The sequence below is a fragment of the Streptomyces zinciresistens K42 genome (assembly GCF_000225525.1).
In the GTDB taxonomy this organism is placed as follows: Bacteria; Actinomycetota; Actinomycetes; order Streptomycetales; family Streptomycetaceae; genus Streptomyces; species Streptomyces zinciresistens.
Window position 1 is genome coordinate 1 of the sequence record NZ_AGBF01000249.1, and the last position, 8,156, is coordinate 8,156.

The 8,156-nt window shown below is 73.0% G+C and carries 7 protein-coding genes; all 7 read right to left on the reverse strand.

The features are described from left to right. Positions 1-945 (reverse strand): N-acetylglucosamine kinase (locus tag SZN_RS33255; protein WP_007503804.1); only part of this gene is annotated, 945 nt, incomplete at its 3' end. After that, positions 936-2,201, reverse strand: a complete 1,266-nt coding sequence (locus SZN_RS33260; protein WP_007503805.1) for a 6-phospho-beta-glucosidase — start codon at positions 2,199-2,201, stop codon at positions 936-938. The genes SZN_RS33255 and SZN_RS33260, both read right to left, overlap by 10 nt. Positions 2,202-2,208: 7 nt before the next feature. Beyond that, entirely contained in the window at positions 2,209-3,099 is an 891-nt protein-coding gene (locus SZN_RS33265) for a carbohydrate ABC transporter permease (RefSeq protein WP_007503806.1), read from the reverse strand. Continuing rightward, positions 3,096-4,043, reverse strand: coding sequence for a carbohydrate ABC transporter permease (locus tag SZN_RS33270; protein ID WP_007503807.1), 948 nt, complete (start codon positions 4,041-4,043; stop codon positions 3,096-3,098). Before SZN_RS33270 ends, SZN_RS33265 begins: the two co-directional genes overlap by 4 nt. Positions 4,044-4,049: 6 nt before the next feature. Next, the gene (locus SZN_RS33275) at positions 4,050-5,411 is read right to left on the reverse strand and encodes an ABC transporter substrate-binding protein (protein WP_208865886.1); all 1,362 of its coding nucleotides are present in this window, start codon (positions 5,409-5,411) and stop codon (positions 4,050-4,052) included. Between the two features lie 103 nt (positions 5,412-5,514). Next, positions 5,515-6,726 (reverse strand): ROK family transcriptional regulator, encoded by a 1,212-nt coding sequence (locus tag SZN_RS33280; RefSeq protein ID WP_043734386.1) that lies wholly within the window; start codon positions 6,724-6,726, stop codon positions 5,515-5,517. A 139-nt stretch (positions 6,727-6,865) separates the two neighbouring features. Next, on the reverse strand, positions 6,866-8,156 hold a 1,291-nt coding region (locus SZN_RS33285), incomplete at its 5' end, for an MFS transporter (RefSeq protein WP_007503812.1).

Sequence of the window (8,156 nt, forward strand, 5' to 3'; positions counted from 1 at the left end):
CTCGTGGACGTCCGAAGGAGCCCGCGTGGCGTCCAGTCCGAGCAGCGCCGCGCCCAGGACCGGGCTCGCCGTGACCACGGTCGGCACCGCCTTGGGGGCGCGGACGGCGAGCAGTTCGCGGATGCCGTCGGTCAGTTGGGGATGGCGGGCGGCCAGGACGCTGCCGCCCAGCAGGACCGGGGTCTCCTCCTCCAGCAGGTCCAGGCGGGCCAGGGCGACCGACGCCATCGTCACGACCTCCTCGGCCAGCCGGTCGACGAGGGCGCGGGCGACCGCGTCGCCGTGCGCGGCGGTGGCGAACAGCACCGGTGTCAGCTCGTGCCGGCGCGCCTCCGCGATGTGCTCCAGGTGCAGCGCCTCGATGAGGGCGTACATGGTGGGCAGTCCGAAGTGCGCGGGCAGGGTCCGCGCGAGGTCCGTGGGCACGCCGCGGCCGTCCTCGGCACGCGCCGCGTGCCACAGCGCCTCCTCCGCCAGGCCCGAGCCGCCGCCCCAGTCGCCGGAGACGCGGCCGAGCGCCGGGAAGCGCGCCGCACGGCCGTCGGGCCGCATCCCCACACAGTTGATGCCGGCGCCGCAGACGACGGCCACACCGCGGGGTTCGGCCACTCCGGCGCGCAGGATCGCGAAGGTGTCGTTGCGGACGTCGACACGCGCGCCCCACGCGCGTGCGTGCAGCGCGGCGGTCAGGGTCTCCTCCTCCACCGGCAGATCCGCGTTGGCCAGGCAGGCCGAGACATGGTCGGCGGAGCTGACGCCCGCCGCCGTGTACGCCCGCTCCACCGCCCCGGCCAGGGTGTCCACCGCCTGCCGCACCCCCACCGCCGGCGGGCGGAAGCCGCCCGTGCGGGCCGTGGCGAGGACCGTGCCGTCGCCGGCCACGACCGCCACGTCGGTCTTGCTGTTGCCCGCGTCCACGGCGAGGACACGTGCGGTCATGCCCACGTGAGGTGCTCCCGGTTGTGTGCGATCAGCTGGTCGGTGAGCCGGTCCGCTGCGGCGTACTGGCCGATCAGGGGGTGTGCGAGCAGTGCCTTGAAGACGCGCTCGCGGCCGCCGCGCAGGGCGGCGGTCAGGGCCAGGTCCTCGTACGCCGTCACCTGGGCCATCAGACCCGCGTACAGGGGGTCGACGGACGGCACGGGCAGGGGGGCCGCGCCCTCGCGGGTCACGGCCGCCTGCACCTCGATCACCGCGTCGTCGGGGAGGAAGGGGAGGGTGCCGTCGTTGCGGGTGTTCACCACCTGGTGGGGGGCGCCCGCGCCGTTCAGCAGGGCCGCCGCCAGGTCGACGGCGGCCTCCGAGTAGTGGGCGCCGCCCCGCGAGGCGAGCAGCTCCGGCTTCCCGTCGAGGGCCGGGTCGGCGTAGAGCGCGAGCAACTGCCTTTCCATCTCGGCCACTTCCGCGGCGCGCGAGGGCTTGGTGCGCTGCTCGCGCACCACCTCGTCATGGGCGTAGAAGTAGCGCAGGTAGTACGAGGGGACGACGCCCAGCCGGTCCAGCAGGGCGCGGGGCAGCCGCAGGTCGGCGGCGACGGCCTCGCCGTGCCCGCTCAGCAGCTCGGGCAGGACGTCCTTGCCCGCGGGGCCGCCGAGGCGCACCCCGGTCTCCCAGGTGAGGTGGTTGAGGCCCACGTGGTCGAGGTGGACGTCGGCCGGGGGGACGCCGAGCATCGCCGCGAACTTCCGCTGGAAGCCGATCGCCACGTTGCACAGGCCGACCGCCCGGTGGCCCTCCTGGAGCAGGGCCCGGGTCACGATGCCGACGGGGTTGGTGAAGTCGATGATCCACGCGCCGGGGTTGGCGCGGCGGACGCGGTCGGCGATGCCGAGTACGACCGGTACGGTGCGCAGCGCCTTCGCCAGGCCGCCGGCGCCGGTCGTCTCCTGGCCGACGCAGCCGCACTCCAGGGGCCAGGTCTCGTCCTGCTGCCGGGCCGCCTGACCGCCCACGCGCAGCTGGAGCAGGACCGCGTCGGCGCCGTCCACCGCCGCGTCGAGGTCGGTCGTGGTGGTGATCGTGCCGTCGTGGGCCTGGCGGGTGAAGATACGGCGGGCCAGGGCGGCGATCAGGTCGAGACGGTCGGCCGCCGGGTCCGTCAGGACCAGTTCCCGCACGGGGAGGGTGTCCCGCAGCCGGGCGAAGCCGTCAACGAGTTCGGGGGTGTAGGTCGAGCCTCCGCCGACCACGGTGAGTTTCACGTGAGATTCAGCCCTTCACTCCGGTGAGCGTGACACCCTCGACGAACGCCTTCTGCGCGAAGAAGAACACGAGGATCACGGGGGCCATGACCAGGACGGTCGCGGCCATGGTCAGATTCCAGTCGGTGTGGCGCGCTCCCTTGAACGACTCCAGCCCGTACGACAGCGTCCAGGCCGCCGGGTTCTCCGAGGCGTAGATCTGCGGCCCGAAGTAGTCGTTCCACGCGGAGAAGAACTGGAAGAGGGCCACTGCGGCGATCCCCGGCTTCGCCATGGGCAGCACCACGCGCAGCAGGGTGCGCAGTTCGCCGCAGCCGTCCACCCGGGCCGCGTCCAGGTACTCGTCGGGGATGGTCGTCAGGAACTGGCGCAGCAGGAAGATCGAGAACGCGTCGCCGAAGGCCGTCGGGATGATCAGGGGCCACAGGGAGCCCGACAGGTCCAGCTGCCTGGCCCAGAACAGGTACATCGGGATGACGAGCACCTGCGGCGGCAGCATCATCATCGAGATGACCAGCATCAGGGTCAGACTGCGGCCGCGGAAGCGGAACTTGGCGAGCGCGTACGCCACCGGGACGGACGACACCACGGTCAGGACCGTGCCGAGGCCGGCGTAGACCAGGGTGTTCTTCCACCAGGTCAGAAAGCCGGGGGTGGCGAGGACGTCGGCGTAGTTGCCCCACTCCCAGGTGTCCGGGACCAGATCGCGGGTGAGGGCCTGCTGGTCGCTCATCAGCGAGGTCAGCACGACGAACACGAAGGGCAGGGTGAAGAACAGGGCGGCGGCGACGCCGAGCGAGTGGACCGCGATCCACTCCAGCAGCGCCCGGCGCCGGGCCGTACGGCCGGCCTCGGTGGCCGGCGTCGACTCGGTCGGTCTGTCCGGCACTTGGGTCATGGTCGGTCACCTGCCTGGATGAGTCCGCCCCGGCGTCGCATCAGCAGCGCGGTGAACGCCATGGCGAGGGCGAACAGGACGAGCGCGACCACACTGGCCGATCCGTAGTCGAAGCGCTGGAAGCCGAGGTTGTAGACGAGCTGGGGGAGGGTCAGCGTGGACTTGTCCGGATAGCCGGGCTCGAACTGCTGGCCGGAGCCGCCGATGATGCCGGAGGCGACCTTCCCGGCGACCAGCGGCTGCGTGTAGTACTGCATGGTCTGGATCACGCCGGTGACGACGGCGAACATCACGATCGGCGAGATGTTCGGCAGCGTCACGAAGCGGAACCGCTGCCAGGGCGACGCGCCGTCCAGTTCGGCGGCCTCGTACTGTTCCCTGGGTACGTCGAGCAGGGCGGCCATGAAGATGACCATGAGGTCGCCCACGCCCCACAGCGCGAGCGCCGTGAGGGCCGGCTTGGACCAGGCGGGGTCGGTGAACCAGCCGGGCGCGGGCAGCCCGAGGCCCTCCAGGACGGAGTCGACCGGCCCGGTGCCGGGGTTGAGCAGGAAGACGAAGGCCAGCGTCGCGGCGACCGGCGGGGCGAGGTAGGGCAGGTAGAACAGGGTCCGGAAGACCCCCGTCCCGGTCCTGATCCTCGTGACGAGCAGCCCGATGCCGAGCCCGAACAGCACCCGGCAGGTCACCATCACCAGCACCAGCCAGAGCGTGTTGCGCAGCGCGGGCCAGAACAGCGGGTAGTCCTGGAAGACGTACGCCCAGTTGCCCGGCCCGCGGAAGACGGGGGTGCCGAAGCCGTCGTACTTCATCAGCGAGAAGTACACGGTGGACACCAGCGGATAGGCGAAGAAGACGCCGAAGCCGACGAGCCACGGGGACAGGAAGGCCGCTGTCCGGAGCGCCGACCGGCGGCGCTTGGCGCGGAGCGTGTGCGCGGACATCGAGGGCTACTTCGCCTGCGCGATGTCGGTGTCGATCTGCCGGGCGGTCTTCTCCAGACCGGCCTGGAGGTCCTTCACCCTGCCTGACTCGTACTGGTAGCCGAAGTCCTGGAGCGTCGTCTGGTAGGTGGAGCCGTTCACGGAGGCCGGCGGGGTGTTGGACGCCGGGTTCCGCGCGATGTCCAGGAACGTCCGGAAGCCGGGGTCGACCTTCAGGTCGGGGGACTTCAGGGCCGCGAACGTGGAGGGCACGTTGCGGATGGCGTTGGCGAAGGAGACGACGGCCCGGGTGTCTGTCGTCAGGTACTTCACCAGCTTCCAGGCCGCGTTCTGCTTCCGGCTCTGCGGGGCGATGCCGATGATCGTGCCGGAGAGGAAGCCCTTGCCGTACTGGTCGGCCTCGTCGTCGGGGACGGGCATCGGGGCGGTGCCGATCTCGAAGCCGACACCGGCGTCCCTCGCCATGCCCAGCCGCCACTCGCCGTCGAGCTGCATGGCCACCTGGCCGGTCTGGAAGGGGTGCTTGGCGCCCCACTCGTCGCCGAAGGTGTTGCGGTACCTCTCCAGCTTCGCGAAGCCGCCGAGCGAGTTCACCAGGCTCTTCTGGTACGTGAACATCTTCTTGAACGCCGGGTCCTTGGCGATGTTGGACTTGCCCCGGGCGTCGAAGTAGGAGTGGTTCCACTGCGCCATGTAGTGGTCCACGACCGTCTCGTAGCCGTGGTAGTTGGGCATGAAGCCGAGCTGCCGGTAGCCGTCGCCCCGGGGGACGGTGAGCTTCTCGGCGACCTTCGCGAACTCCGACCAGGTCTTCGGCGGGGCCGTGATCCCGGCCTTCTCGAACGCGTCCTTGTTGTAGTAGAGGCCGTAGGCGTCACCGAGCAGCGGCAGGGCGCAGCGGGTGCCCTCGAACTGGGTGTAGTCCAGCATCGGCTTCGGGATGAGCCTGCCGAGGTCGAGCCCCGACTTCTCGATGAAGGGCTTGAGGTCGAGGAAGGCGCCCGAGGAGCAGAACTTGCCGACGTTGGAGGTCGTGAACGACGACACCACGTCCGGCCCGTTCGAACCGCCCGCGCGCAGCGCCTGGTTGAGCTTGTCGTCGTTGATGTTGCCGACGACCTTCACCGTGATGTTCGGGTTGGCCTTCTCGAAGCGGTCGATGTTGGCCTGGATCGCCTCGACCTCCGCGGGCGCGCTCCAGCCGTGCCAGAAGGCGATCGTGGTCTGCGCGTTCGGGTCGTCGTTCGCGCCGGACCGCGCGGAGCCGGTGCAGGCCGTGGCGAGCAGCGCGAGCGAGGCGGCGGCGGCGAGCGCGGCCACCCCCCTGCGGGACGGGGACGGCAGGGCGTTCCTGGACTTTTCGGGCATGGCGAGGACTCCCAGGGGCGGGACGGGGTGGGTGAGAGAGGGTGCGGGGGCGGTGAGGACCGGGCGGGAGGCGGGGAGGTTCAGGCGGGGAGGCGGCCGGCCGTCAGCGGGCGGTGTCGAAGACCTCGTCGCGGGTGGTGGCGAGGGCGCTCTCCAACGCGCCCCGCAGCACCGGGTGTTCACGCACACCGCCGACGACGAGCCGGGGCCGGGCCGCGGCCAGCTCCTCCAGTTCGTTCTGGACGAGGGTGCGCAGGACGTCGCCGCCCGCGGTGAGCGAGGCGCCGCTGAGCACGACCAGTTCGGGGTCGAGGACGGAGACCAGCGAGGCCAGACCGGTGGCCAGCCGGGTCGCGTACGTCTCCAGCAGCAGCCGGCCCGGACCGCCGTCCTCACCGGCGGCCCGTGCCACGAGGGCGGCGGCGACCTGGGTGTGGGAGCCCGACGGGATGTGCGGGACGCCGAGTTCGCGGGCCAGGCGCGGGACCGCCTGGGAGCCGGCCAGCTCCTGGTAGCCGCCGCTGTTGGCCTTGGTCACCTGCCGGACCAGGGGTGCGCCCGGCACCGGCAGGAAGCCGACCTCGCCCGCGCCGCCGGTCCAGCCGCGGTGCAGCCGCCCGCCGAGGACGAGGGCGGCGCCGAGGCCGCCCTCGTTCCACAGCAGGACGAAGTCCCCGTGGCCGCGGGCCGCGCCGAGCCGCTGCTCGGCCACCGCCACGAGGTTGACGTCGTTCTCGTACTCGACCGGCATCGGCAGCGCCGCCGCCAGTTCCTCCAGGAGCGCGGGGGCGTGCCAGCCGGGGAGGTGGGGGGCGTAGCGCAGCCGGCCCGTGGTGGGGTCGAAGGCGCCGGGCGTGCCGACGACCAGGCGGCGGACGTCGTCGCGGGCGAGCCCGGCCGCCTTCACCGCGCCGTCCAGCGCGTCGGTGACCTGGTGCACGACGGGCCGGGACGGGCTCCTGCCGGGGGTGGGCAGCTCGTACGTCCCGACCGTGCGGCCCGTGATGTCGGCGACGGCGGCCAGGACGCGCTCGGGAGTCACATCGAGCCCGGCCGCGTGGGCGGCGGCCGGATTGACCTCGTACAACTGGGCGTTGGGCCCCGGGCGGCCCTCCGTGGTGCCGCTCGCCAGGACCAGGCCGGCGGCCTCCAGGCGGGCCAGCAGCTGGGAGGCGGTCGGCTTGGACAGGCCGGTGAGCTTGCCGATCCGGGTGCGCGAGAGCGGCCCGTGCTCCAGCAGGAGGTCCAGGGCGGCGCGGTCGTTCATGGCCCGCAGGACGCGCGGAGTGCCCGGCGTACCGGCTGTTCCTGCCATGGGGTCCACACCTGCCTCTCGGCCGCCCAGCTTCTCAGCGACCGAGGACGGAAGTCCATCAGGGGCATCGCGGAAGCACTGTTAGGAAAGTTTCCTATTGGCTGCTGCGGAGGAACGTAAGCCCGGCGGGAAGGCGGCGTCAAGAGAGGTGACGGGGCCGCCGCGCACGCTCGTCCCGGTCCGCCGCCCGCTCGCGCCAGGGCAGCAGCGCGGGCGTCGCCAGCAGCAGGACCCCCGCGAGGGCGATCGCGGCGCGCGGTCCCGTCACGGCCGCCAGCAGGCCCCACAGGGCCGTCAGGGCGGCGGTCGCGGCCCTGCCGGTGACCGACCACGCCGTCAGGGTGCGGGTCACCCGGTCCGCCGGGGTCAGCTCCAGCCGGGTGGTGGCGAGCACCGGGTTGAACACGCCCGCGCAGGTGATCAGCCCGAACTCGACGGCCGCCACCAGGACCAGGCCGGACGTGCCCGGACCGACGAAGGCCAGCCCGGCCGGCCAGCAGGCGCGCAGGGTGCCCGCGCCGAGCAGGACCCGGCAGCGGCCGTACCGGGCCACCAGGCGCGGCGCGAGCCGGGAGCCGAGCAGACCCCCGAGGCAGGGCACGGCGAAGACCAGGCCGTACTGCCAGGGCGCGAAGCCGAGCGGGCCGAGCATCAGCACCGCGAGCAGCGGCGCACTCACCATGATCAGGGCGTTGACCAGGACCGCGTTGAGGAACAGCGGGCGCAGGGCGGCCTGGCCGAGAAGGTGCCGCCATCCGGCCCGCAGGCCGCCGGGGTCCGGGCCGGGGGAGGCGGGGGGCGGGGCGTGCGGCCGGCGGCCGGGCTCCGGGCCGCCGGGTCTGGGCCCGGGGAGCGGAGGGGGCCGCCGTTCCCCGCTGCCGCCGGCGGCCCGCAGTCCGAGCGCCGACAGCAGGAAGCTGACCGCGTCCGCCAGGACCGTCACCAGCGGGCCGAACACTCCTACGGCCAGCCCGCCGAGCGGGGGACCGAGCGCGAGGGCGGTCCAGGAGGTCGCCTCCAGGCGCGCGTTCGCCGGGAGGAGGTCCTCCCGGGGCAGCAGCGCCTTCAGATACGCGCCGCTCGCCGCGCCGAAGGTGATGTCCGCCGCGGCGACCACCGCCGAGACCACCAGCAACTGGCCGATGCCGAGCACACCCAGGGCGAAGGCGGCCGGGACGCTCAGCAGCGCGGCGCACCGCAGCAGATCGGCCGCGACCATCACCCGTCGCTTCGGGCGGGCCTCCACCCACGCCCCGAGCGGCAGCGCCGCCGCCGCGCCCACGGCCGGGCCCGCCGCCGCGAGCAGCGCCACCCCGGCCGGCCCGGCGTGCAGGACCAGCACCGCGATCAGCGCGAAGGCGTCGAAGGCCAGCCGGCTGCCGAAGGCGCTGACGGCGTACGCCGCCCACAGCCACCGGAACGGCCGGCCC

What these genes read in the sequence shown, in the direction of transcription:
- SZN_RS33270 (WP_007503807.1), bottom strand. Translation starts at nt 4,043, where the DNA reads ATGTCCGCGCACACGCTCCGCGCCAAGCGCCGCCGGTCGGCGCTCCGG.
- SZN_RS33265 (WP_007503806.1), bottom strand. Translation starts at nt 3,099, where the DNA reads ATGACCCAAGTGCCGGACAGACCGACCGAGTCGACGCCGGCCACCGAG.
- SZN_RS33275 (WP_208865886.1), bottom strand. Translation starts at nt 5,411, where the DNA reads ATGCCCGAAAAGTCCAGGAACGCCCTGCCGTCCCCGTCCCGCAGGGGG.
- SZN_RS33280 (WP_043734386.1), bottom strand. Translation starts at nt 6,726, where the DNA reads ATGGCAGGAACAGCCGGTACGCCGGGCACTCCGCGCGTCCTGCGGGCC.